Here is a 22,801-nt window from a genome sequence, read left to right as displayed (position 1 = left end):
GGCCGCCGCACCTCCCCTCGAACCAACAGATTTCCGGAGAAGACCCGACATGTCCCCCGACACCCGTCCGATCACCAACTTCATTGCCGGCAGCTGGCGGCCGGGCCGCGACCGGCTCGACATCTTCAATCCGTCGGACCTGGACGAACTGGCCGGTTCCTACACGCTGGCCGGTGCCGACGACGTGGCCGAGGCGGTGGCCGCCGCCCGCAAAGCCCAGCCACAATGGCGTGCCACCACGGTGGAGCAGCGCTCCCTGGTGCTCGACGCGATCTCCCGCGCGCTGTTCGACGGCAAGGACGAGCTGGCGCGGATCGCCGCCACCGAAGGCGGCAAGACCATCCCCGACGCGCTGGGCGAGATCGTCCGCGCCGCCCATCTCGCCCGCTTCTTCTCGGCCGAGGCGCTGCGTGCGCCGGGCGAGACGCTGGGCTCCGTGCGGCTGGGGGTCGAGGTCGACGTGACGCGAGAGCCGGTCGGCGTCATCGGTCTGGTGACGCCCTGGAACTTCCCCGTCGCCACGCCGATGTGGAAGATCGCCCCGGCGCTGGCTTTCGGCAATGCGGTGATCTGGAAACCGTCGGAAAAGACCCCCGGCATCTCCATCGCCGTCACCCGCATCATCGCGGCGGCCCTGGAAGCGCACGGCATGCCAGCGGGCCTGTTCAATCTGGTGATCGGCGCCGGTCCGAATGTCGGCGCCGCAGTGGTCGATACGGTGGACGCGGTGTCCTTCACCGGTTCGGTCAACACCGGACGGCGCATCGCCGTGCGCTGCGCCGAACGCATGATCCGCGTACAGCTCGAACTTGGCGGTCAGAACCCGCTGGTCGTGCTCGCCGACGCCGATCCCGAGCGTGCCGCCGAGATCGGGGTCAACAGCGCCTATTTCCACGCCGGGCAGCGCTGCACCGCCACCGGCCGATTCATCGTCGAGGACAGCATCCACGATGCGTTAGTCGCCGCGATGGTGGATCGGATGGCGGCGCTGCGCGTCGGCCACGCCCTGCAACCGGAAACGCAGATCGGTCCGGTGATCGACGAATTCCAGCTGAGCAAGAACTTGCACTATATCGACACCGGCCTTGACGAGGGCGCCCGTCTGGCGTCCGGCGGCACCCGGCTGGACCGACCGACGCGTGGGTATTTCCTGGCGCCGACCCTGTTCACCGAGACCAGCAACGCCATGACCATCAACCGGGAGGAGGTGTTCGGCCCGGTCGCCAGCGTCATCCGCGTCAGCGATTACGAGGAGGCGCTGGCTGTCGCCAACGACACCGACTATGGCCTGTCGTCGGGCATCATCACCAACTCGATGAAGCACGCCCGCCATTTCCAGGCGAACATCCAGGCCGGCATGACCATGCTGAACCTGCCGACGGCTGGCGTCGACTACCACGTCCCCTTCGGCGGCCGGAAGATGTCGAGCTACGGCCCGCGCGAGCAGGGGCGCTCGGCCATCGAATTCTACACCATCATCAAGACGGCCTACCGCGCGCTGTGACGCAGGCCCGAAGCCCAGGGAGAGCTCCCTTGCCGAACGATATCCAGACCAGCGGGCAGACCAGCGGACAGGCCACCCTCCGGCCGGACTTCGCGACGGCCGTCCTTGCCCCGATCCGCGCCATCGTCGGCGAGCGGGGCCTCATCACCGATCCCGACACCATGAAGCCCTTCATGGAGTCCTGGCGTGACGGCTGGGTCGGCCGGTCGCCCGCCGTGGTGCTGCCCGACAGCACCGAGGCTCTCGCCGCCGTCGTCCGCATCTGCGCCGAAACCCGCACGCCGATCGTGCCGCAGGGCGGCAACACCGGCCTGACCGGGGCCAGCCAGCCCCATGCCGACGGATTGGAGATCGTCATCTCCACCAACCGGCTGAACCGCATCCGCGAGATCGACATCGACAACGACACGATGACGGTGGAGGCCGGCTGCATCCTCGCCAACATCCAAAACGCGGCGCGCGATGTCGGCCGGCTGTTCCCGATGAGCCTCGCCGCCGAGGGATCGTGCCAGATCGGCGGCAACATCGCGACCAACGCTGGCGGCGTGCAGGTCGTGCGCTACGGCAACATGCGCAACCTCGTGGCCGGGCTGGAGGTGGTGCTGCCCGATGGGCAAATCTGGAACGGGCTGCGCGGCCTGCGCAAGGACAATGCCGGCTATGACCTGAAACAGATCTTCATCGGGTCCGAAGGCACGCTGGGCATCGTCACCGCCGCGGTGCTGAAACTCTCGCCGCTGCCGCGCGCCACTGCCACGGCGCTGGTCGCGGTGTCGGGCCCCAGCGACGCCGTCGATCTGCTGACCCGCGCCAAGGGCGTGGCGGGCGACCGCATCGTCACCTTCGAGCTGATCCAGCGCGCCTGCATCGACGTGGCTCGCAAACATGTGCCGGACGTGCCCGATCCCCTCCGCGACCGCTACCCCTGGTATGTGCTGGTGGAGCTGGCCGACCAGGAGTCCGGCAACCGTCTGGCCGAAATGCTGGAAGGCATCCTGGAGGCGGGGATGGAGGCCGGAGAGGTGCTCGACGGTGTGGTCGCCGCGTCGAAGGCCCAGGCCGATTCGCTGTGGCGCATCCGCGAGGGCATTCCGGAAGGCCAGAAGCGCGAAGGCGTATCCTTCAAGCACGACGTCTCGGTGCCGATCTCCCGCGTGGCGCGATTCCTTGATCGCACCGACGCGGCTCTGGAACGGGCCTGCCCAGGCATCCGCCCCTTCTCCTTCGGCCATCTCGGCGATGGCAATATCCATTACAACCCAATCCAGACGGAGGATGGCGACCCGGTCGAGTGGAAGGCCAAGCTGGCGACGGTCAACGCCATCGTCCACGACATCGTCGTCGAACTCGGCGGCTCGATCTCGGCCGAACACGGCATCGGCCGCCTGCGCATCGACGAGATGCCGCGCTACAAATCAGCGGTGGAACTGGAGATGATGGCAACGCTGAAGCGTGCCTTCGACCCGCACAACATCATGAATCCGGGAAAAATCCTGCACATATCCGGGGTGTCGCCGTGATGTTCGATCATCTGAAGGATTGGGTCGGCCGGGTGGAGATGCGGACTGATACCGCCGCCGCCGCACCGCTGGCGGGGCTGGCCGCGACGCTGGACCACGACACCCCGCCATGGCCGGCGGGAGAGTTGCCGCCGCTCGGCCATTGGCTGCATTTCCTCCCCAATGCGCTGCAGCGGGACATTGGCGAGGACGGCCACCCGCACAAGGGCGGCTTTCTGCCGCCGGTGCCGCTGCCCCGGCGGATGTGGGCCGGCAGCGACATGCGCTTCCTGGCGCCGATCCCCATCGGTGCGGAAATGCGGCGCGTCTCCACGATCCAGGCAGTGGAGCACAAGGCCGGTCGGTCCGGCGACATGGTGTTCGTCAGCGTGATGCACGAGATCGCGACCGACGCCGGAGTCGCCATCCGTGAAAAGCAGGATATCGTCTACCGCGAAGCCGCCAAGCCGGGCGAGACGGTTCCGCCGGCCGTGACAGCCGATCCGCTGCCCGCCCCCCGCTGGACCGGCAGCGTAACCCCCGACCCGGTGCTGCTGTTCCGCTATTCGGCGCTGACTTTCAATGGCCACCGCATCCATTACGACCGTCCCTACTGCCGCGAGACCGAAGGCTACCCGGGGCTGGTGGTGCATGGACCGCTGACGGCGACCCTGCTGATGGACCTGGTGTTGCGCAATCTCGGCGGCGATCTCGGAGACCGGCGGGTCGCCGGCTTCCGCTTCCGTGCCCGGCGGCCATTGTTCGACACAGCGCCCTTTACACTGAACGCGGCGGACAGGGAGGACGGTGAAATCGAAGGGTGGGTGGTCGGCCCGGACGGTCAGGTCGCCATGACCGCCGAATTCGTGGTTACCCCATGAGCGGGCCGTTCAACGACAGGCGGCCCCGCCGCAGCTGGCTGTTCACCCCGGCGACCCGCCCGGAGCGCTTCGACCGTGCTGCCCGATCCGGCGCCGATGTGCTGATCATCGACCTGGAGGATGCCGTTCCACCGGCCGACAAGGCGGCGGCGCGCGACACGGCACTGGCCGCCCTCGCGGCACTGCCGGCCGTTCCGATCCTGCGGGCGTTGCGCATCAACGCACCCGTGACGCCCGAAGGGTTGGAGGACCTGCTGGCGCTGACGCGCCGGCCGCCAAACGGCGGGCCGGACTGCGTCATCGTGCCAAAGGTCGACAGTGCCGAGACCATCCGCTGGATCGACGCGCTGCTGAGCGGCATGGGAAGGTCCGTGCCGCTGGTGGCGCTGATCGAATCGGCCCGTGGCGTCGCCGCCGCGGAGGAGATCGCCCACGCGTCGCCCCGGCTGGCTGCGCTGTTCTTTGGTGCCGCGGACCTGTCCGCCGACCTGGGCTGCGCCAGCGCGTGGGAGCCGCTGCTGTCCGCACGCTCGCGGCTGGTCAATGCCGCGGCTCTGGCCGGCATCGAAGCGGTGGACTCCCCATTTTTCGATCTGACCGATGCAGCAGGGATGCAACGGGAGGCCGCCGCCGCCCTGGCTCTGGGATTCGGCGCCAAGGCGGCGATCCATCCTGGCCAGATATCCGCTATCAACGCGACCCTGACGCCGACCGAGGCCGAAATCGCCCATGCCCGCCTTATCGTGGCGGAAAGTGTGAAGGGTGTTGCGGTGGTCGATGGCCGCATGATCGACGAAGCTATGGCACGAAAGGCCCGCCGCATTCTGTCTCGCGCCACATCTGCGGCCCAGCCGCAAGAGGACTGATATTCATGAAGCTCCTTGTCCCCTGAAGCGGGTTGTCGACTACAATGTGAAGATCCGCGTCAAGGCGGATGGCAGCGGCGTCGAGACCGCCAACGTGAAGATGAGCATGAACCTCTTCGACGAGATTGCAGTCGAAGAGGCGGTGCGGTGCAAGGAAGCCGGTAAGGCGACCGAGATCGTGGTCGTTTCCGTCGGCCCGACCCAGGCGCAGGAGACCCTGCGCACCGCTCTCGCCATGGGTGCCGACCGCGCCATCCTGGTGCCGACCGACGTGACGACCGAGCCGCTCGCCGTCTCCAAGGTGCTGAAGGCCCTGGTCCAGAAGGAGGCCCCCGGCCTCGTGGACGGCGCGGTGTTCGTCGATGAAGGCGATCATTTCCTGAACGGGCGGTCGAACTCCGCCTGGGCGAAATACGCCGACGCCTTGCGAAGAATTTCATTCGCTTGGCGCAGTTCTCGCACCTCACGCTCCAGCGCCTTGATCCGCTCCTGTTCGTCCGTTGTCGGACCAGAACGCTTGCCCTGATTACGCTCGGCCTGCCGACCCCAGTTCCCCAGCGTCTCGGCATTGCAGCCGTTCTTCGCCACGATCGAGCCGATCACTGCCCACTGCGAGGCGTGCTCGCCTTCGTGCTCGAACACCATCCGAAGCGCGCGCTCCCGGACTTCAGGGGCGTATTCGGGGGATGCCTGCTTCGTCATGATGACCCCACTCTCTCAGAAGATGGGGCCTCCAGTGAACCCGGTGCGGTTCAAACCTTTCTCGCCGGCCTGTTCGGGATCGCCGCATGACAGTGCTGATGTCGCAGTTCTCGGGACTTGCAGCGGGTGGAGAAGCCGGCATCACCCACACCATTCGCATCTTGGGTCGCGAACTCGACATTCCGATGGCGCTGTGCGGAGTGAGCAACCTGTCGGCCATCGGGTCCGACCATCTGCTGGCGCCGGTGTAGGCGCTGTTCCGCGCGGACCGCCTTGAAACGATAAAGCCGGCCCCGGGGCGAACCGGGGCCGGCTTCGGGCGGCTACGACGAACAGCGATCACAGAAAGCCGGTCGAAAGCCAGGGAATTGCGGCGACCAGCACCAGTCCGGCCAGCAGAGCCGCCAGATAGCCCAGGATCGGGCGCATGCCCTCATCCGGGTTGACCCGGCCAATGGCGGAGGCGACATAGAATCCGACGCCGAAGGGTGGGGCGAACAGGCCGAGGCCCATGGCGAGGATCACCACCATCGCATACTGCACCTCATGCACGCCCATCTCGCGGGCAATGGGGAACAGCAGCGGGCCGAACAGTACGATGGCCGGAATCCCCTCCAGCACGCTGCCGAGGATGATGAAGGCGACGATGGATACGGCAAGGAAGGTAAAGGCGCCTCCCGGCAGGCCGGCCATGAACTGCGCCAGATCGGTCGAGAATCCCGAGCGTGTCAGGCACCAGGCCATCGCCGTCGCGGTGCCGATGATGAACAGGATCGCCCCCGACAGCGCTGCGGTCTCGACCAGCATGGGAACCACCCGCCCCCAGTCGAAGCGGCGATAGACCAACAATCCAACGGCAACGGCATAGACGATGCCGATGGTCGAAACCTCGGTCGCCGTGGCGACGCCCTCGATCACCGCGGTGCGGATGACGAAAGGGAGGGCGAGCGCGGGCAGCGCCACCACCAGGCTGCGGCCCAACTCACGACCGGTCGGCCGACGTACTCCCGACAGGTTTTCATGGCGGTAGCGGTGGCGGACAACCAGACACAACATCACCGCCAGCAGCAAGCCGGGCAGCAGGCCGCCGGTGAAGAGCGCAGCGATGGAAACGCCGGTGACCGAGCCTATGGTGATCAGCACAATGCTGGGCGGAATGGTCTCCGTCTGCGCGCCGGTCGCCGCCAGCAGCGCCACCAGATCGCCCGGCTTGGCACCGCGGGCTTTCATCTCGGGGAACAGAACCGGGGCAACTGCCGCCATGTCGGCAGCCTTCGAACCGGAGATGCCGGACACCAGATACATCGCGCCGATGAGCACATAGGACAGGCCGCCGCGCACATGGCCGAGCAGGTTGGCCAGCACCGCCACCATGGCGCGGGCCATGCCGGTCATCTCGATCAGCAATCCTAAGAAGACGAACAGTGGCACCGAGAGCAGGATCAGGTGTGACATGCCCTCATCCATTCGGCCGACGACGACCAGCAGCGGCACCCTGGTGGTCAGGGCGAGGTAGCCGAAGCTCGACAGTCCGAAGGCGAAGGCGATGGGCACGCCGGCGAACACGGCCCCTGCAACCACGAGCACAAAGAAGACCAGCAGGTTAAGCTTGCCGAGATCGGCCAGCATAGGCTGGAGGACGAAGAACAATGCGGCGATCGTCGCAACCGCCGCTACAGCACCCACCACCAGCTTGAGATCGCCCACCCGTGCGAGGCGGATCAGAGCCGCCGCGATCATCAATCCGAGACCGGTCGGCAAGGCAGCCGCGCGCCACATGTTCGAGATCTGCAGAGCCGGGGTGGTGATCTCCAGCTCCTCCCAGGCGAATTCGCCGGCCGGCATGATGACCAGCAGCAGGAAACAGAGTGCCGCCGCCACCGCGAAGACATCAAGGAACGCCCGCGTGCGTGGCGATGCCCAACTGACGAAAGCGGTCATCCGCATATGCTCGCCACGGCGGAAGGCGACAACAGTTCCCAACATCGCCAGCCAGAGGAACAGGATCGACGCCAGTTCGTCCGACCAGGTGATCGGAGCGTGGAGCACGTAGCGGGCGACGATACCGGTGAAGAGAATCACCACTTCCGCGGCCACCAGTAGCGCCACCGGCAGTTCGGATAGCCAGCCCAGAAGCCGGTCGGCATGCGCCAGCCACCGGCTGGCGCTGTCGGGCGAGCCGGCGGTGGACTTGTGATCCACCACCGCCGTCATGTCAGCGCCCCTACCGAACTTTCCAGGGCGCTCCAGGCCTCTTCACCGTATTTGGCTTTCCATTCGCCGTAGAAGCCAGACTTGCGCAGGGTTTCCCGGAACGGCGCCGGGTCGACCTTGTTAAAGGTCAGCCCCTTCTGCGAGAGCGAACCTTGCAGCGCGTCGTTGAGGCTGGCGATGTCCTGGCGCTGCTGCAGCGCGCCGTCGTTCAGGTTCCGGCTGACGATCTGCCGCAAATCCTCGGGCAGCCCACGCCAGGAGCGGCCGTTGGTGACGATCCACGAACCGTCCCAGACATGGTTGGTGATGGAGCAGAATTTCTGCACCTCGTAGAACTTGGCGGTGTCGGCCACCACCAGCGGATTCTCCTGTCCGTCGACCACGCCGGTCTGCAGTGCGGCATAGACCTCGCCCAGGTTGATGCTGGTCGGCGACGCGCCCAGCCCCTTGAACAGCGACACATAGACCGGGCTGACCGGGACGCGGATCTTGAAGGCCGCCAGATCGGCCGGCCCGGTGATCGGCTTGGTGCTGGTGGTGATCTGGCGGAAGCCGTTGTCCCAGATGCGGTCGAAGGCGTGGAGGCCGGCCTTGTCGAAGCCTTTGCGGATCACCCCGCCGAGTTGGCCGTCCATCGCCTTCCAGACAGCGTCATAGTCCTTGAACGCGAACCCCATGCCGTTGATCGACGCAACCGGAACCAGGGTCGACAGGATCAGGCCGCCGGTGCTGAAGAATTCGATGCCGCCGGAGCGCACCTGCGCCAGCAGGTCGCTGTCGCCGCCGAGCTGGCTGTTGGGGAAGACGGCGATGTCGACCTTGCCGCCGGTCTCCTTGCGGATGCGTTCGGCCGCTTCGACAGCGCGGACATGCAGCGGGTGGCTCGCCGGGAAGCCGTGGCCGAACTTCCATGCGAATTCCGCGGCATGCGCCTTTGAGATGAAGGGTGCGGCCAGGGCGCCCACCGCGGTAGCGGCCAGAAACTGCCTACGCTTGATCAACATCTTGGTTCCCTCCCTTTTTGTGTTCTCTCGTCCGGTTTGCCCTCCGTGCCGGCCAGCCCTTACCGGCCCGACGGCGATCCTGGGCGACGCCCCTCCACTGCCGCCGCGAGGATGCCGCGCACGGCTTCTTCGGTCACCGGTCCGGGGTTGTAGCTGTTGTCCGTCTCGACGGTGATCCGGGCGGCCTCCTCGATCCGGTCGGCGGAAAAGCCGACCTCCGTCAGCCGCGTCGGTAGGCCGACCGTTTCCATCATGTCGAAAATGGCGGCGCCGATGTCTTCCACGCCGATGGCGGCGGCAAGCCGGTCCATCGCCTGGGGGGCGAAGGGTGCATTGTAGGCTGCGACATGGGGCAGCACCAGCGCATGGGACAAGCCGTGCGACACGCCGTAGGTGCCGCCCAGGACATGGGCGACGCCATGCTGAAGCGCGAAGCCGCCGGCCAGCGCCGCACCGGCGAGATGGGCGCCGTACAGCAGGTCGGCACGCGCTTGCCCATCGTCCGGACGGTCGGCCACCCGCGGCAGCGCGTCCATGATCGCCCGCGCGCCCTCCATCGCCGCCGGCACGATCACCGGGCTGATGGTGGGGGTGTAGATGGCATCGACACAATGGGCGAGCGCGTTCATGGCGCTGGCCATGCTGACGTCCACCGGCAGCCCGAGCGTCAGCGAGGGGTCATAAACAACGGTGCCGGCCAGCATGCGCAGGCTCTGGTGCATCCGCTTGACGCCGTCGATGGTGATCCCGCAAAAGCCGGTCATCTCGGAGCCGGAATAGGTGGTTGGCACGGCGATGATCGGCAGCCCGAGGTCCAGCGCGATGGCTTTGCCCAAGCCGATGGAGGCGCCGCCGCCGACGCTGACCAAACAGTCGGCGCCCATTTCGCGCGCCTTGGCCCGGCCCCGGATGGCCAGTTCGATGGGTACCTGGGAAATCGCTTCCGGCAGGATGCCGATACAACGGCTTCCAAGACGGTCGGCAACACGCCCACCCATTGCGCTGCGGCCGGGAGTGGAGACGACGAGCGCATGCTTTGCGCCCAGCCGCTCCACCTCCGCGTCGATCCGGTCAATGGCCCCGGCTCCGAAGACGACCCGCGATGGCAGCGCGTTGAACACGTCGCCGGGGGTGCTGAATTCTCTCATGATGGAAATCCGTCCGATAGGTCGGTGAGGGCGGCGCTTACCAATCGACGATGGTGCCGTCGTCGAGAATGGCCGAGGTCGTGTGCATCACCTCCGGCTTGAACGGGTGCTTCGCCGCTTCCGTCTCGTTCACCTCGATGCCGAAGCCGGGTGCGTCGGGCACCTCCCAATGGCTGCCGGTGCGGCGGATCGGGGTCTGCACCACGTCGTCGTACCAGGGCACCGCGCCGCTCATCTCCTCCTGGATGACGAAGTTCGGCGTGGAGATGTCGAAATGCAGGGCAGCGACGCCGGCCAGCGGACCGTTGGGATTGTGCGGGGCGATGCCGATCAGGTCGGCTTCCGCCAGCGCCGCGATCCGCTTGCCTTCAAGCAGGCCGCCGGTGTGGTTCAGGTCGGGCTGGGCGATATGGACCGCCTTCTGGGCGAAGACCGGCTGGAACTCCTTCAGTCCGACCAGCCGTTCGCCGGATGCGATCGGGCAGTCCGCCTGCTCGGCAATGCGGCGCAGCGCCTCGGTATCGCCGGGCTGGACCGGCTCCTCGCAGAACATCGGCCGGTAGGGCTCCAGTTCGCGGATGTAGCTCATGGCGGCGGCGATGGAGCCGGGGCGACCGTGGAAGTCGATCATGATGTCGACGCCGTCGCCCACCGTGTCGCGCAGCGCCTGCATCATCTTGCCGACATGGCGCTGGGCCGGAATCGGCGCGCTGTGGGCGCCATAGGGAATGAACACGACCTTGAGCGCGTCGTAGCCCCTCTCGGTCACCGCCGCGGCCCGTTCCTTCAGCGAGCCCACGTCGAAGGTCTCGTAGACCGACTTCATCTCGCCAAGGCCGAGATGGGTGTAGACGCGCACGCGGTCGCGAACTTTGCCGCCGAGCAGGCGCCAGACCGGCAGGCCGACGCTCTTGCCGAAGATGTCCCAGAGCGCGTGCTCGATGCCGCTGATCGCCGTCACGCCGACCATGCCCAGCTTGTAATAGCTGAACTTGTTCATCGCGCGGACGCACTGCTCGATGTCGCGCGGATCGCGTCCCAGCACGGTCGGTTCCAGATCCTCGACGGCGCCGGTGACCGCCCGCGTCTTCCAGTTCAGGCTGGCCTCGCCCCAGCCATACAGGCCGGGCTGGTTGGTCAGCACCTTCACGAAGATCCAGTTGCGCATCTCGGCGTTGACGACGAAGGTCTTCACGCCGGTGATCTTGATCGGCACGCCGGCGCTCCGGCGGGCGAGGTCCTCGGTGTCTCGGATCATGGAATGCTCGTGTTTTGGATGGCGGGAGGCGATACCGGAGCAGGTGCCCGCACCAGGTTCAGCAGCGGCTCGCCGGCCACCAGCCGGTCGATGTTTTGGGCAATGAACGCATAGCGGCGTTCGGGCAGCCGGCTCGTCCAGGCCGACGAATGCGGGGTGCAGACGGCGTTGGGCAAATCCTCGAAGCGGAAGCTGGCGGGCGCCACCTGGTCGTCGGCTCCTGCCGGATAGCCGTACCAGACATCGAGCACCGCACCGCCGATTGTCCGGCGCGATAGCACATCATAAAGCGCTTCCTCGTCGACGATGGGCGCGCGCGATATGTTGATCAACACGCCCGTCGGCTTCATGGCGGCGAGTTCGGCCATCCCGATCAGCCCGCGGGTCTGATCGGTTAGCGGGCAGGCGATCACCAGGAAATCGGATTGCGCCAGCAAATCCGGCAAGCGTTCCGGCGGCAAGATCGCCTCGGTCAAGCCATCGGTGTCGGTGGCGAACTGGTCGACCGCGAGGATGCGCATGCCGAAAGCCGCCGCCCGCCGGGCTATTGTCCGCCCGATCCGGCCGAAGCCGATGAGGCCCAGTGTCAGGCCGTGGATCTCCCCGTGGGGCACCCGCGCCCGGTAGACATCGGACCATGTGTCCGTGGCGAAGGAGCTGCGCAGAGCGTCGGGGCGGATTTCCCAGTTCAACATCGCCGCCATGACGAACTCGGCGATGGGAATTTCATGCTCGAAGACGTTGCAGATGCTGGCGCCGGATGGCAGTGAAGCCATGTCGATGCCGTCCAGTCCGGCCCCTGGTACATGCAAAAGGCGAAACTCAGGTGCCGCTCTGCCGCCTCGGGAGAACCGCAAAGACACGACCACGTCGTCTGCGGTGATCGCGGAATCGAACTGGGACGAGTGGGCGGCTTCACGGGGAAGAGGTATGATGTCGCAGGGAGTGGTCAGGAAAGCGGCCAGCTTGTCCTTGTGATTGGCAGCCTCCCCAATCATGAAGACTTTCATTGGCTTTATCCTCCGTTGCACGAACGATAGAGCCAACGGATTGAGTAGGTCCAACTTTTAAAAGTGATTGATTGATAAGTAATAGTTTTCACCGACTGGCGTTTGCGCCGTCGGTGATTGGGGTGAAAGGCTGACCGTTCAGGAGACCAGTTCGCCCACCGCGGTCGCGACGTCCAGAAATGTCTGAATGGCGGGAGAGGTGTCGTCGCTCTGGTAGGCCACCCCGAGCGTCAGGTGGGGTGCCGGCCCGTCGAGCGGACGATAGACCACCCCAGGCCGTGCGAATTGCTGAAGATCGGAGGCGATGAGGCCGATTCCGAAATCCGCTGCGGCCAGCGCGATGATGGATTGCGCCGGGGAGGCTTCGAGAATCAGCTCCGGGCTGAATCCCGCCTGCTGGCACAGGCTGATGATCTCATCGTAGAGGCGTGGGCCGATCACGCGCGGAAAGATGATGAAACGTTGCCTGGAGAGATCATCCAGCCGCAGGCGCGGCCGTTCGGCCAATGGGTTGCGGTCCGACAGCACGACATTGAAGCGCATGCGCGCGATCGGGTGTGACGACAGCGACTGATCGTCGAGCGGGGGATGGAAGATGCCGACATCGATCGCTCCGGCCCTCAAGGCTTCTTCCTGCTCTGACGTCGTCATGACATGGACGTTCACGCCGAAATTGGGCAATGCCATGCGGAACCGGTGCATGATCTCGGGGAAGACGATGTAGAGCGCCGGTGCGGTCATACCGACCGACAATTGCCCGATTTCGCCGCGATCCGTTTGACGCGCGAGCTGCGCGGCGCGTTCCATCTGATTCAAAATCTTCCGGGCTTCGCCCAGGAAAGTCTCGCCAGCCCTCGTCAGGGAAACGCGCCGCTTGTTGCGGTGGATCAGCTGAACCTGCAGCTCTTCCTCCAGTTGGCGCAATTGCTGGCTGAGGGCAGGCTGCGTGATGTGGCACCGCGCGGCGGCACGGTGAAAATGCAGCTCTTCGCAGAGCGCGACAAAAAACTGGAGCCTGCGACGATCCATGATGCGGAGATAAGATCATCCAGCCGAAGCTGTAAAGGCAGGATGATCGGCCCGGCCGTCCGGCGATGTTCGGCTTGCAGGTCAGTGCGATGTTTGCGCTTTGATGATCTCAACAAGGAAACATTTTGATAAGTGCGGGGATTGTAGAGTTCCAGTTGTGCGCTGCTCCAAACATGACCCTGATACGAGAGGAGAGTGCCGGCCGCCGATCCCTCTTTCAGATCTTCTTGCCCGGGTGGGATTTGGTATACCATATCGATGGCGCGGTGGATGATACCCTCGCATCCGGCCCTTCACCGCGAAAGACCAACATCGGGGAGCCGACGGAGACCATGCGCAACTTCGAAGAACCCGGCCGTTCGCTCGCCATGGGCCGCAACGGCATGGCCGCCACCTCGCACCCGGCGGCAACCCTGACGGCGGTCGAGATCCTCAAGGCTGGCGGCACCGCGATCGATGCCGCCGTGGCGGCCTGCGCGGTCCAGAGCGTGGTCGAAGCTGGATCGACCGGGATCGGCGGCGACTGCTTCGCCATGGTCGCTCCGCTGGGCGGGACCGACATCCGCGCCTACAACGGCTCCGGCCGCACCCCGGCGGCGTTGACGCTGGAGCGCTTGCGGGCGGCGGGCGTCACTGCGATCGACCGCCACTCTCCCCACGCGGTCACGGTGCCGGGCGCGGTGGATGCCTGGACGCGGCTGGTCGCCGACCATGGCCGCCTGCCTCTGAACGAGGTCTTCGCCCCGGCCATTGCCATGGCGCGCGAGGGCTACGTCATCACGCCACGGGTCTCACACGACCTCGCCCAGCAAACCGATCTGCTGCGCCGGGATCCGGCCGCCGCCGCCACCTTCCTGGTGGACGGAGAAGCCCCCACGGCCGGCACCGTCCAGACCCAGCCGCTGCTGGCCGACACGCTGGAGGCAATCGGGCGCGAGGGACCGGACGCCTTCTACCGCGGCGCCATAGCCAACGACATGGCGGAATCCCTGCGGGCGGCGGGCGGCTTTCACAGCCTGGAGGATTTCGCTGGGGCCAAGGGTGAGTACGTGACGCCGATCAGCACCGACTATCGCGGCCGCACCATCCATGAATGCCCGCCGAACGGACAGGGCATCATCGCCCTGATGATTCTGAACATCCTCAAGCGCTTCCGGCGGTCCGGCGATCCGCTCGACCCTGACAGCCTGCATGTGGAGATCGAGGCGACGCGGCTCGCCTATGCCGCGCGCGACGCCTTCCTGGCCGATCCGGCGCAAACCGGACTGTCGATGTTGGAGCATCTGCTGTCCGATGCGCTGGCCGACCAGCTGGCCGCTCGGATCGATCCCGCCCGCGCGCTGGAGATCGGTGGGGTGTTCGACAGCGTCGAGCACAAGGACACGGTCTACATCGCCGTGGTCGATAAGCACCGGACGGCAGTCAGCTTCATCAGCTCGAACTTCCATCCCTATGGCAGCGGACTGATGGCGCCCCGCACCGGGGTGCTGTTCCACAACCGGGGCCAGAGCTTCTCCCTTGTTGACGGGCATCCCAACATGGTGGCACCGGGCAAGCGGCCGATGCACACCATCATTCCGGGGATGGTCACCGAAAACGGGCGCGTCAGCCTGACCTTCGGCGTCATGGGCGGGCATTATCAGGCGATGGGCCATGCTCACTTCCTATCGAAGCTGTTTGACCACGGCCTGGACATCCAAAGCGCCATCGACCTGCCGCGCCTCTTCCCCCTGCCCGGCACCCGCACCGTGGAAGCGGAGACAGCAATCCGCACCAAGGCGGGGGCGGAGTTGGCCCGCCGCGGCTTCACCGTGACGGCACCCAACTCGGCCATCGGCGGTGCCCAGGCCATCGGCATCGATTGGGAGCATGGAACCCTATTGGGCGGCTCTGACCACCGGAAGGACGGGTGCGCGCTGGGGCATTAACAGGTCATCACCACGCGCGTCGCGTCGAAGGACCGTGGTCGCCGCACCACGGCCCTCCGAGGTGTTGTCGGTTTGGCATGGGCCGCTCCGGCATGGCAGGTTGCCGAACATGAGCACGGCCTCCAAGCCCTATCGCGGTTTCCGCTTTCCGGCCGGGATCATCAGCGAAGCGGTGTGGCAGATTAAATCATGTCGATAGCCGCAGGTAGAAGGTCGGCAGCACCTCCGGCAGCTTTTCGGCGCGGGCGAACACCATGACGATGCGCGCCCCGAACATTCGGGTCAAATAATCGCGGCCCTGCGGTTCCAGCCCGATCACGAAGCCGACCCAGCCTCTCCACGACCTCGGCTACGAAACAACCTGGGCGGCGAATGCCAGCGAGGCTCTCACGCTCCTTAATAAGGATGCTGCTCGCTTCGGCGTGGTGTTTTCGGATGTGGTTATGCCGGGGATGAGTGGGATCGAGTTGGGGAAGGAAATCCTGCAGTGCAATCCAGGTCTTCCGGTGGTGCTGACCTCCAACTGGAGCCATGCCCTGGCCGACGAGGGGCAGCACGGCTTCGAGCAGCTGCACAAGCCTTATGCCTTTGACGACATGTCGCGTGTGCTGCGCCAATTGACAGGACGGCGTATGTAGCACTAACGCTCACGGCGCTACGGCGGCGTCACCTCGATCTGGATGGAACTGAAATAGGATGCGAGATCGTCGATGTCCGCCTCACTCAGCGATGGGGCGACCACCGACATCATCTCGTTCTTGCGAGCCCCCGTCTTATAATCCGTGAGCGCTTTCCGGAGGTAGGTTTCCGGTTGCCCGGCCAGGTTGGGCGCTTCCGGAATCTTGGAGAGCCCGTCCAGCCCGTGGCAGGTCTGGCACTGGATGGCCTTTCTCCTTCCCGCCCTGGGATCTCCGGCGTGGGCGCCGGCCGCATAGCCGGCCAGTCCCAGCAGGATCAGCACGCTCCACCGGTATCGCATCCTCATCCTCCCGGCCGACCGCCCCGCCCGGGGCGATCGGCTTCCTGTCCGCATCACCCCTCATTGCCCATAGGAGATCCGGTAGACGGCTCCTGCGAAATCGTCCGACACCAGCAGCGAGCCGTCGGCCAGCACCGCCACATCGACCGGCCGCCCCAGATATTCGCCGTCCGAGGTGAGCCAGCCTTCGGCGAAGACCTCGGTCTTGTCCGCGGTGCCGTCCGGCTTGAGGGAGGTGAACATGATCCGCGCCCCTATGGGCTTCGTGCGGTTCCACGACCCGTGTTCGGCGACGAATATGCCGCCGCGGTACTTCGCCGGAAACTGGGTGCCGCTGTAGAAGGTCATGCCAAGATCGGCCGCATGCGCATCGTATTCGACCTGCGGCAACACCGCGTCTCCCGGTGCCTGCTGATCCTTGTATTCGACGGTGCGAATCTTGCCACCCCCGAAATACGGGAAGCCGAAGTTCAAGCCCGGCTTTTCCGCCCGGTTCAACTCGCCCGGCGGGACATCGTCGCCCATGCCGTCCACCTGGTTGTCCGTGAACCAGAGCGCCTTGTCCTTGGGATTGAAGTCCATGCCGACGGAATTGCGCACCCCCCAGGCATAGACCTCCCGGTTCTTCCCGTCGCGGTCCATGCGGATGATGCCGCCGATCCCCCACTTTTTGTAGAGGTCGAGCTTGTCCGATGCGGGCACGTTGAAGGGCTGCCCGAGCGCGATGTAGAGCTTGTCGTCCGGGCCCACCCGGCACACGCGGGCGGTGTGGTTGTAGCTTTCCTCCTCCTTGGGAATGAGTTCGCCGCCCTTGGCCACCTGGAAGGCGGCGACGTCGGCACCCTCATAGAAGAACTCGGCGGCGGGAAAGGTGAGCACCCGGTTTTGCTCCACGACGAACAGGAATCCGTCCTTCGAAAAGCAGACCCCATTCGGCACCGAGAAGCCGATCGTCGGCGCGAAGACCTTCACTTCGTCGGCGACCCGGTCCTTGTCCCGATCGGTGACCGCGTAGACCTTGGTCTTGCGCGTTCCGACAAAGACAGCCACGCCCTGCGGCCCGACGGCCATGTGCCGGGCATCGGGCACGATGGCATAAAGCGCGATCTTGAAGCCCTGCGGCAGCTTGATCCTCGAAAGGGTCTTGTTGATTGCCGCGGCCTTCGGGCCGGATTGCGGAACAACCGGAATCTCGGTCACGTCGCCGGTGGTCTTGAATTGCTGCAGCTTCTCGAGGTTGCCAGGCGGCTGCGGGTAGTCCTGGGCGCCGACGGGCATCGTCAGGCATGCAACCGCCAAGAAAATCGCGGTGTTCAGACCGGTCTTCATGTTTCCTCCCTTTGTATTGCTCGTTTGGTCATCCCACGGGTTCTGGGCCCGTGTTCTTCGGGCGTCGACCGAAGCACGGCGCCATCAGCCGGATGGACACGGGAACATGCGCGGATTCCGGGCTAATCGGTGGCGACCCGTTCCACCGGTCGGGCGGGGCATCCGAGGGTCGCCAATGCGGCAGAAGCCACTGTCCTCCTGCCGGCTGCGGCCCCAAGGAAAGCCGGCGCATCTTGCCCGGATCGGGAAATACACGGCGCCCCTCGGCGTTATCGCCCGCAGGCGGGCGCCGGTATCGGGGCTCGGCAATTCAGGATCGTCGCAACTGCTCCATGGCTCATCTCCGTTTCATTTCGGGTTCTGAACCGCGCATCGGTGCTTCTCCAGCGTAGTTGCGGGCGTGCCAGACAAACCACACCCACGTGGAGGTAGCGTCGAGAAATTCGGGGTATCACGAACCCTGCATAGCCCGTGGGGGCCTTGCCCCGGCGGTCGGTCTTCCTAACGCCAACGCTGCATTTGACTCCTTTCTCTCACCGATCATTGCCGGCCGCACTCTGTATGCAGTGCCCTTACCTCAATCGATCAAGGCAGGGACGAGCCCATGGCCACGCCGACCGCGTACGAGCAATACATGCTGGAGCTGATCAACCGGGCCCGCGCCAATCCGGCCGCGGAGGCGGCCAGGCAGGGGATCGACCTGAACCAGGGGCTGAGCGCGAACACCATCTTCCCCGCCGCCAAGGCACCGCTTGCCTGGGACATGTCGCTGATCGACGCGGCGCGGGCGCATTCCAAGTGGATGCTCGACACCGACAGCTTCAGCCACACCGGCGTCGGCGGCAGCTCGCCCGGCGACCGCATGACGGACGCCGGCTACGGCTTTTCCGGCAGCTGGTCATGGGGTGAAAACATCGCGATCCGCTGGGGCGCCGGCACCGCCATAACCTCCAGCACGGTGGAGGCGATGGAGAGCGGGCTGTTCAAATCCGCCGGACACCGGACCAACATCCTTGGCGAGAGTTTCCGCGAGGTCGGGATCGGCCTCCAGACCGGCGACTATCAGGGGTCGGCCGGCATGACCGGCACGCAGGATTTCGCCAGGACGGCCGGCATGCCCTTCCTGACCGGCGTCACCTTCGACGACAAGGACGGCGACAATTTCTACGATCCCGGCGAGAGTCTTGGAGTCGTGCTCGTCAAGGCGGTGTCGTCCACCGGGGCCACCTACCAAACCACCAGCTGGGATGCCGGCGGCTATCAGATCGACCTGCCGGCCGGGACCTACAGCGTGTCCTTCTCCGGCGGCGGGCTGGCCGGAACCACGACGAAGACAGCTACCATCGGCAGCGCCAACGTCAAGCTTGATCTGAACCAGGATGCCGGCGCCGCACCGTCGCCACCGCCGACCGCCCCCACCGCCGGTACGACCGAGATCCTGGTAAACGCCAGGGGAACCCCTGCCGGCGGCGTGAATGCGCATTTCACCCTGCTGGTGGACGGCCGGAAGATCGGCGAGGGCAACGCCGGGACGACGGCCAAGGATTTCTCCTTCACCACCACGCTGGCACAGGACCAGGCCCACAAGGTCCAGATTCAGTACGACAACGACGCCGTGATCAATGGCCAGGACCGCTCCCTGTACATCGACAAGGTGACGATCAACCGCGTCGCGGTTTCTCCGACCGATGGCAATGTCGTCTATGACAGGGGCCTTCTCGACGGGAAGGACATGGTTAAGGGTCAAGCCGGCCTGTGGTGGAACGGCACGTTGGTCATCACCGCCGACAAGGGTCTGTTCCCTGCCAGCGCCGTCAAAGGAGCTTATGCGGCCGCCGAGGACGGCACCGCGGACCTGTGGAGCCATATCGCCGCGCGTCACGGCGGCGAGCCGTTCCAGACGGAAACGCCATCAGCCGCGACCGGCTTCGGCGATCCGGAACCCGCGTCATTGCCGGGCCATCTGGCAGTGACGCCGTTCCACCATTTCGACCATCTCCATGACAGCGTGACCTGCTGACCTCCGCCCGGAGGGGGGTGTCGGAGAATGGCCATGTTTCTTGCAACTTGGCGCATGATCCGACCCCGCTCCCCGGCGGACAGCTCCGAGCAGTTCCGCCGCACCGGGAACAGGGTCGTCCAATTTGGCGCTGGCGCCCCCCGCGATCATGATTCGGTGCGAGGGTCGGTCGTCCGTCGGATGGAGCAGCCATGCCTTCTCCCGGACCGGCCGGCGGCGAACCGGCCTGCCGGAAGCGGATCCGCCCGGACCTCCGCCAACCGGACTCTGTCGGACGGGCTGGACCATGCCAGCGCATCGGCACCGGATCTTTGCACCATCACGGTCCGGCCGGCTCCGATCCGCAGACTCCATCCGACGGACACCGCCGCCGCGGCCCGCTGGGAAGACCGATTCCAGGAGCTTTGCGACTTGCTGGTTCCCTCGGCCGGCCACGCGGATACCGTGCAGGGTGAAGTCATCCTGCATTGCAGCGCAGAATAGACGATGAACTCGAACGCAACGGCGACGTCAACTGGGATGCGGATTACCGGAAGATGGCCGCCGCCTTTCTGCATCACATCCGCTCCACCACTCCCCTGCCCGCGTCAGCGCTGTCGGAGCCCGACTGCAGGATCGCCGAGGCAAAGGCCGGGATCGGCGACGACACCGCCCGACTTCGAGCGCTCGCCGTCGACTGGGTGGCATTGAACCCGGCTCCTCTGCACCTGCCGCAGCCGACTTACAGGCGCTGAGGCTGCAGCGTACCCAACGACGGGTCGGCTGCGCGGCTCAGCCTTCGAGGTTCCGGGTGCCCGCAAGGCGTCAAGAAGGCGGTTCCGGCCGGCGGGGACAGTGGGCCGGGAGCGACCTCGAGCGGGTCATCGGCGAACAAGACCGGAAAAGCCCCATGCTCGGCCGCCCCCAGCATGGCGACACACCACTCGGCATAGGCCCAGTTGCGGCCCGTGGATTGGGGCGAACCTATCGTGCCGTCACCTCCTGCTGTGCGACAATGAAGGGTGATAAGACGTCGGCGTTCAGATCGATGCCGAAGCCCGGACCGTCCGGCACCGTAACGGTCCCGTCGCTGTTGACGGCAGGACGGCCGCAGAGATCCAGCAGGGGATTGGGCCCGGCATCGAATTCGAGGAACGGATAGCCTCCGGCAGCACCGCCGCTGCGCAGCGCGGGCAGGGTCGCGGTCAGGTGAAGGGCCGCCTGGAAGTTCACGACGCCGCCCCAGACATGGGGAACGACCGGCCGGTCGTATAGCTCTGCCAGGGCCGCTACCCGTCCGACACCCGTCAACCCGCCGCAGACGGCGATGTCCGGCTGCAGCACGTCCATGCAGCCGGCCTCCAGGAAGGGACGGAAGGCACGGGCATCCGTGAAGGTCTCTCCGCCGGCCAGTGCGGGCGTCATGAGGCCGGAGAGCATGCGGTATCCTTGCAGGTCGCCCGGAACTGTGGGTTCCTCCACCCAGAGCAGACCGGCTTCCCGCATGTTCGATACGGCGGCCAGCGCTGCCCGCGGCGCGTAGGATTGGTTGAAATCCAGCATCAGCGTGCCGTCCGGTCCCATCAGTCGTCGTACGGCGTCGACGACGGCCGCGTCGTCCGCCGGGGCGAAGCCGCTGCGCAGCTTGATCGCCTTGAATCCCGCCCGGAGATAGCCCTCCACCTCGCGTTCGAAGTCACGGTAGGGATGGCCGCCGGGCTTAAAGAAGGGACCGCTGGCGTAGGCGGCCACCCGGTCCCGCACGGCACCGCCCAGCAGCGTGCTGACCGGAATGCCGCGCAGGCGCGCCGCAAGATCGTGCAGCGCCATGTCGACTGCGGCCACGGCGCCCATCGCTCCGCCAGCGCGCATCTCCTGCCAGAGCCGGCCGATCTGCTGGGGATCCTGCCCGAGAAGGCGGGGGGCCAGGCGTGTGGCGATGGTGGCATGATCGGCCGCAGGGGTATGCCATGCCTCGCCCCAGCCGGATCGGCCGTCGCGGTCCACGATCTCGACGAACAGGGTCTCGCGGCGGTCGAAGGACACCAGCGCGTTGCCGATGACCTCGGGCAACGGGGCGACCAGATGATAGAGGCGGACGGCGGCGATGCTCATGCCTTGCTTTCCTGTGCGTTTTCCTGAGCGGAACGTGATGCGGGGACGACACCGCCGCGCATCATGTCGCGCATAAGATGGCCGAGCAGCAGGATCGCGCAGGCCGTCAGCGCCATCGCGCCGGCGAGGACCAGCTGCGCGCCGCCGAAGCCACCGGTGGCATCCCGCACCCAGCCGATGATGGTGGGGCCGAAGAAGCCGCCGGTGCTACCGACCGAGTTGATCAGCGCGATGCCGGCCGCGGCCGCGGTGCCGGTCAGAAGGGTGGTGGGGAAGATCCAGATGTTTGGCGAGGCGCCGCCAATGCCGGCCGCCCCGATGGTCAGTCCGACCAGTCCGGTCAGTGGATCGCTGCTGAGTGCCGCGAGGACGAAGCCCGCGGCGCTGACCAGGAATGGCCCGGCCGCGTGCCAGACACGCTCGCCGGTGCGGTCGGCGTGGCGGCCCACCAGCAGCATGGCCAGCGCCATGAAGGCGGAGGGAATGGCGGCGACGAAGCCGGTCTGCACGGTGCTAAGGCCGAAGGCCTTGACGAACTGCGGCATCCATATGGCGATCCCCGTGGTGCCCATGACGAGGCCGACCGCGATCAGGCACATCAGCAGGACGCGGGGATCGCGGACGGCGCGACCGACGGTGAAGCGTTCCGTCTTCTCCTGGGCCGCGCGCTCGGCGTCCAGCCGGGCCGACAGCCAGCGGCGCTCGTCCTCGGCCAGGAAGCCGGCCTTCTCGGGCGAGGAAGGAAGGAAGAGGGCGACGACGACGCCCATGACGATGGCGGGCATGGCTTCCAGGATGAACATCCACTGCCAGCCGGCCAGACCGTTCCAACCGTTCAGATGCTCGATGATCAGGCCAGAGACGGGCGCACCGATGACCGACGACAGCGGCACGGCGATGTTGAAGGTTCCGAACATGCGGGCGCGGTATTCCCGCGGGAACCACAGCGTCATGTAGAAGATCATGCCGGGAAAGAAGCCGGCCTCGGCGGCGCCCAGCAGGATGCGCACCAGATAGAAGCTGCCGGGGCTCCAGACCAGCGCAGTCGCCGCCGAGAGCAGCCCCCAGGTGATCAGGATCCGGGCGATCCACAGCCGCGCGCCGTAACGCACGAGCAGCAGGTTGCTGGGAACCTCACACAGGACGTAGCCGAGGAAAAAAATGCCAGCACCGAAGCCGAACGCGGACGCAGAAAAGCCCAGGTCCTGGTTCATGGTCAACGCGGCAAAGCCGATGTTCACGCGGTCAAGAAAGGCCGCGAAATAGCAGACCATCAAAATCGGCAGGATGCGCCATCCCACCTTGGCGATGACGTCGGATCGCTCTTTCATCTTGG

20 protein-coding genes, 2 pseudogenes and 1 other annotated feature are annotated in these 22,801 nt (G+C 66.0%); of the genes and pseudogenes, 10 read left to right on the top strand and 12 right to left on the bottom strand.

Annotated features, from left to right (window positions below; genetic code table 11):
* Positions 1-49 precede the first annotated feature (49 nt).
* The 5 genes and pseudogenes from TSH20_RS23970 to TSH20_RS23950 form a co-directional block, all read left to right on the top strand.
* Positions 50-1,504, top strand: a complete 1,455-nt coding sequence (locus TSH20_RS23970; RefSeq protein WP_109155761.1) for an aldehyde dehydrogenase family protein — start codon at positions 50-52, stop codon at positions 1,502-1,504.
* Positions 1,505-1,533: 29 nt separating this feature from the next.
* Positions 1,534-3,024: an FAD-binding oxidoreductase gene (locus TSH20_RS23965; RefSeq protein ID WP_247871141.1), complete on the top strand. Its 1,491-nt coding sequence runs from the start codon at positions 1,534-1,536 to the stop codon at positions 3,022-3,024.
* The gene (locus TSH20_RS23960; protein WP_109155762.1) at positions 3,024-3,884 is read left to right on the top strand and encodes a MaoC family dehydratase N-terminal domain-containing protein; all 861 of its coding nucleotides are present in this window, start codon (positions 3,024-3,026) and stop codon (positions 3,882-3,884) included. The genes TSH20_RS23965 and TSH20_RS23960 overlap by 1 nt, the downstream gene beginning before the upstream one ends.
* Entirely contained in the window at positions 3,881-4,750 is an 870-nt protein-coding gene (locus TSH20_RS23955; RefSeq protein ID WP_109155763.1) for an aldolase/citrate lyase family protein, read from the top strand. The genes TSH20_RS23960 and TSH20_RS23955 overlap by 4 nt, the downstream gene beginning before the upstream one ends.
* A gap of 1 nt (position 4,751) precedes the next feature.
* Positions 4,752-5,093, top strand: a pseudogene (locus TSH20_RS23950) (electron transfer flavoprotein subunit beta/FixA family protein); the annotation flags it as partial.
* Positions 5,075-5,168, bottom strand: a sequence feature (AL1L pseudoknot). (Overlaps the previous pseudogene by 19 nt.)
* On the opposite strand, the pseudogene TSH20_RS23945 reads toward TSH20_RS23950, so the two are convergent.
* Positions 5,091-5,452 (bottom strand): annotated as a pseudogene (locus TSH20_RS23945) (transposase); the annotation flags it as partial. Its footprint overlaps the feature before it by 78 nt. The pseudogenes TSH20_RS23950 and TSH20_RS23945 overlap by 3 nt on opposite strands.
* Positions 5,453-5,538: 86 nt before the next feature.
* Between TSH20_RS23945 and TSH20_RS23940 the strand changes: the two are divergent.
* Complete coding sequence (locus tag TSH20_RS23940; RefSeq protein ID WP_109155764.1) at positions 5,539-5,703, top strand: alpha-hydroxy-acid oxidizing protein; 165 nt, start codon at positions 5,539-5,541, stop codon at positions 5,701-5,703.
* Positions 5,704-5,791: 88 nt separating this feature from the next.
* On the opposite strand, the gene TSH20_RS23935 is transcribed toward TSH20_RS23940, so the two are convergent.
* The 6 genes from TSH20_RS23935 to TSH20_RS23910 all read right to left on the bottom strand — a co-directional run bounded on the left by TSH20_RS23935 (position 5,792) and on the right by TSH20_RS23910 (position 13,115).
* Positions 5,792-7,666: a TRAP transporter large permease subunit gene (locus tag TSH20_RS23935; protein WP_109155765.1), complete on the bottom strand. Its 1,875-nt coding sequence runs from the start codon at positions 7,664-7,666 to the stop codon at positions 5,792-5,794.
* Entirely contained in the window at positions 7,663-8,670 is a 1,008-nt protein-coding gene (locus tag TSH20_RS23930) for a TRAP transporter substrate-binding protein (protein WP_109155766.1), read from the bottom strand. Before TSH20_RS23930 ends, TSH20_RS23935 begins: the two co-directional genes overlap by 4 nt.
* Positions 8,671-8,729: 59 nt before the next feature.
* A complete protein-coding gene (locus TSH20_RS23925) occupies positions 8,730-9,818 on the bottom strand; it encodes a maleylacetate reductase (protein WP_109155767.1) in 1,089 nt (362 codons plus the stop codon).
* Positions 9,819-9,855: 37 nt separating this feature from the next.
* Positions 9,856-11,076, bottom strand: coding sequence for an enolase C-terminal domain-like protein (locus TSH20_RS23920; RefSeq protein WP_199231873.1), 1,221 nt, complete (start codon positions 11,074-11,076; stop codon positions 9,856-9,858).
* Entirely contained in the window at positions 11,073-12,086 is a 1,014-nt protein-coding gene (locus tag TSH20_RS23915; RefSeq protein ID WP_109155768.1) for a 2-hydroxyacid dehydrogenase, read from the bottom strand. Before TSH20_RS23915 ends, TSH20_RS23920 begins: the two co-directional genes overlap by 4 nt.
* A gap of 138 nt (positions 12,087-12,224) precedes the next feature.
* Positions 12,225-13,115 carry a LysR family transcriptional regulator gene (locus TSH20_RS23910; RefSeq protein WP_109154279.1) on the bottom strand — a complete coding sequence of 297 codons (891 nt, stop codon included), beginning with the start codon at positions 13,113-13,115 and terminating at the stop codon, positions 12,225-12,227.
* Positions 13,116-13,447: 332 nt separating this feature from the next.
* Between TSH20_RS23910 and TSH20_RS23905 the strand changes: the two genes are divergently transcribed.
* Positions 13,448-15,043, top strand: a complete 1,596-nt coding sequence (locus TSH20_RS23905) for a gamma-glutamyltransferase family protein (protein ID WP_109155769.1) — start codon at positions 13,448-13,450, stop codon at positions 15,041-15,043.
* A 187-nt stretch (positions 15,044-15,230) separates the two neighbouring features.
* Here TSH20_RS23905 and TSH20_RS36190 read toward each other — a convergent pair whose 3' ends face one another.
* Complete coding sequence (locus tag TSH20_RS36190) at positions 15,231-15,362, bottom strand: hypothetical protein (protein ID WP_282183584.1); 132 nt, start codon at positions 15,360-15,362, stop codon at positions 15,231-15,233.
* Here TSH20_RS36190 and TSH20_RS23900 point away from each other — a divergent pair.
* Positions 15,358-15,681 carry a response regulator gene (locus tag TSH20_RS23900; RefSeq protein ID WP_109155770.1) on the top strand — a complete coding sequence of 108 codons (324 nt, stop codon included), beginning with the start codon at positions 15,358-15,360 and terminating at the stop codon, positions 15,679-15,681. The two genes, TSH20_RS36190 and TSH20_RS23900, sit on opposite strands and share 5 nt — an antisense overlap.
* A 17-nt stretch (positions 15,682-15,698) precedes the next feature.
* On the opposite strand, the gene TSH20_RS23895 is transcribed toward TSH20_RS23900, so the two are convergent.
* A complete protein-coding gene (locus tag TSH20_RS23895; RefSeq protein WP_199231874.1) occupies positions 15,699-16,004 on the bottom strand; it encodes a cytochrome c in 306 nt (101 codons plus the stop codon).
* A 78-nt stretch (positions 16,005-16,082) separates the two neighbouring features.
* On the bottom strand, positions 16,083-17,351 hold the full coding sequence (locus TSH20_RS23890; protein ID WP_109155772.1) for a PQQ-dependent sugar dehydrogenase: 1,269 nt from the start codon (positions 17,349-17,351) through the stop codon (positions 16,083-16,085).
* Between the two features lie 604 nt (positions 17,352-17,955).
* Between TSH20_RS23890 and TSH20_RS23885 the strand changes: the two genes are divergently transcribed.
* Together TSH20_RS23885 and TSH20_RS23875 are read left to right on the top strand one after the other, a co-directional pair.
* On the top strand, positions 17,956-19,371 hold the full coding sequence (locus TSH20_RS23885; protein ID WP_109155773.1) for a carbohydrate-binding domain-containing protein: 1,416 nt from the start codon (positions 17,956-17,958) through the stop codon (positions 19,369-19,371).
* Between the two features lie 467 nt (positions 19,372-19,838).
* Positions 19,839-20,105 carry a hypothetical protein gene (locus tag TSH20_RS23875; protein WP_109155775.1) on the top strand — a complete coding sequence of 89 codons (267 nt, stop codon included), beginning with the start codon at positions 19,839-19,841 and terminating at the stop codon, positions 20,103-20,105.
* Between the two features lie 229 nt (positions 20,106-20,334).
* Here the strand turns inward: TSH20_RS23875 and TSH20_RS23870 are convergent, their stop codons facing one another.
* Together TSH20_RS23870 and TSH20_RS23865 are read right to left on the bottom strand one after the other, a co-directional pair.
* Complete coding sequence (locus TSH20_RS23870; protein ID WP_109155776.1) at positions 20,335-21,465, bottom strand: mandelate racemase/muconate lactonizing enzyme family protein; 1,131 nt, start codon at positions 21,463-21,465, stop codon at positions 20,335-20,337.
* The gene (locus tag TSH20_RS23865) at positions 21,462-22,766 is read right to left on the bottom strand and encodes an MFS transporter (protein WP_247871142.1); all 1,305 of its coding nucleotides are present in this window, start codon (positions 22,764-22,766) and stop codon (positions 21,462-21,464) included. Before TSH20_RS23865 ends, TSH20_RS23870 begins: the two co-directional genes overlap by 4 nt.
* Positions 22,767-22,801 lie beyond the last annotated feature (35 nt).

This window comes from Azospirillum sp. TSH20, assembly GCF_003115935.1.
Taxonomy (GTDB): domain Bacteria; phylum Pseudomonadota; class Alphaproteobacteria; order Azospirillales; family Azospirillaceae; genus Azospirillum.
Note: the sequence above shows the minus strand (reverse complement) of the source record. Positions and strands in the feature narration are given on the sequence as shown.

Excerpts from the sequence above, each read along its gene's own strand:
- TSH20_RS23970 (WP_109155761.1), top strand. The coding sequence starts at position 50 with ATGTCCCCCGACACCCGTCCGATCACCAACTTCATTGCCGGCAGCTGG.
- TSH20_RS23960 (WP_109155762.1), top strand. The coding sequence starts at position 3,024 with ATGTTCGATCATCTGAAGGATTGGGTCGGCCGGGTGGAGATGCGGACT.
- TSH20_RS23955 (WP_109155763.1), top strand. The coding sequence starts at position 3,881 with ATGAGCGGGCCGTTCAACGACAGGCGGCCCCGCCGCAGCTGGCTGTTC.
- TSH20_RS23940 (WP_109155764.1), top strand. The coding sequence starts at position 5,539 with ATGACAGTGCTGATGTCGCAGTTCTCGGGACTTGCAGCGGGTGGAGAA.
- TSH20_RS23935 (WP_109155765.1), bottom strand. The coding sequence starts at position 7,666 with ATGACGGCGGTGGTGGATCACAAGTCCACCGCCGGCTCGCCCGACAGC.
- TSH20_RS23930 (WP_109155766.1), bottom strand. The coding sequence starts at position 8,670 with ATGTTGATCAAGCGTAGGCAGTTTCTGGCCGCTACCGCGGTGGGCGCC.
- TSH20_RS23925 (WP_109155767.1), bottom strand. The coding sequence starts at position 9,818 with ATGAGAGAATTCAGCACCCCCGGCGACGTGTTCAACGCGCTGCCATCG.
- TSH20_RS23920 (WP_199231873.1), bottom strand. The coding sequence starts at position 11,076 with ATGATCCGAGACACCGAGGACCTCGCCCGCCGGAGCGCCGGCGTGCCG.
- TSH20_RS23915 (WP_109155768.1), bottom strand. The coding sequence starts at position 12,086 with ATGAAAGTCTTCATGATTGGGGAGGCTGCCAATCACAAGGACAAGCTG.
- TSH20_RS23910 (WP_109154279.1), bottom strand. The coding sequence starts at position 13,115 with ATGGATCGTCGCAGGCTCCAGTTTTTTGTCGCGCTCTGCGAAGAGCTG.
- TSH20_RS23905 (WP_109155769.1), top strand. The coding sequence starts at position 13,448 with ATGCGCAACTTCGAAGAACCCGGCCGTTCGCTCGCCATGGGCCGCAAC.
- TSH20_RS23890 (WP_109155772.1), bottom strand. The coding sequence starts at position 17,351 with ATGAAGACCGGTCTGAACACCGCGATTTTCTTGGCGGTTGCATGCCTG.
- TSH20_RS23885 (WP_109155773.1), top strand. The coding sequence starts at position 17,956 with ATGGCCACGCCGACCGCGTACGAGCAATACATGCTGGAGCTGATCAAC.
- TSH20_RS23870 (WP_109155776.1), bottom strand. The coding sequence starts at position 21,465 with ATGAGCATCGCCGCCGTCCGCCTCTATCATCTGGTCGCCCCGTTGCCC.